A 975-nucleotide genomic window follows, 5' to 3' on the forward strand; every position below is an offset into this window, starting at 1 on the left:
TCGGCGACGAAGCGCGAGGGGATCGACGAATTCCACTGGCCGTAGATGCGGCGATTGGCGGCGTGGAGGATGACGGCCAGCCGCCGCGCACGCGTGATCGCGACATAGGCGAGGCGGCGTTCCTCCTCGAGGCTCTTCACGCCGCCCTCGTCCAATGAACGCTGCGACGGGAACAGCCCTTCTTCCCAGCCGACGCAGAAGACGGTGTCGTATTCGAGGCCCTTGGCGGCGTGGATCGTCATGATCGTGACCTGCGGATCCTGCGCGCCGCCCTCATTGTCCATGACCAGCGAGACGTGCTCGAGGAACGCGCCGAGCGAATCATATTCCTCCATCGCGCGGACGAGTTCGCTCAGATTCTCGAGGCGGCCGGTCGCCTCGACCGATTTCTCGGCCTGGTACATCGCGGTGTAGCCGCTCTCGTCGAGCAATTGGCGCGCGAGTTCGGCGTGCGGCAGGGTGGTGGCCATGTCGCGCCAGCGCGCGATGTCGCCGACGAGGCGGCCGAGCGATTTCTTTGCAGCCCCGGTCAGCTCGTCGGTGTCGAGGATGCGGGCGGCGGCCGTCGTGAGCGGCGTGCCGGTGGCGCGCGCGAGCTGGTGGATTCGCGCGACCGCCTTGTCGCCGAGGCCGCGCTTGGGCACGTTGACGATGCGTTCGAAGGCGAGGTCGTCCGCGGGCTGGTTGACGACGCGGAGATAGGCCAGCGCGTCGCGGATCTCGGCGCGTTCGTAGAAGCGGAAGCCGCCGACGATCTTGTACGGCATGCCGATCGCGATGAAGCGATCCTCGAACTCGCGCGTCTGGTGCTGCGCGCGGACGAGGATCGCGATCTCGTCGAGCGATTTGCCCGAGCGGCGCACCGACTCGATCTCCTCGCCGACGCGGCGCGCTTCCTCGGGGCCGTCCCAGACCCCGACGACCTTGACCTTCTCGCCGACGTCGAGCTCGGTCCAGAGCTGCTTGCCGAGGCGG

General features: G+C 68.0%; 1 protein-coding gene. It reads right to left on the minus strand.

Translation table 11 applies throughout. The features are described from left to right. A partial coding sequence (locus ASE88_RS19580) for an ATP-dependent helicase (protein ID WP_321163428.1) occupies positions 1-975 on the minus strand: 975 nt, incomplete at both ends.

Source organism: Sphingomonas sp. Leaf38, assembly GCF_001421825.1.
In the GTDB taxonomy this organism is placed as follows: Bacteria; Pseudomonadota; Alphaproteobacteria; order Sphingomonadales; family Sphingomonadaceae; genus Sphingomonas.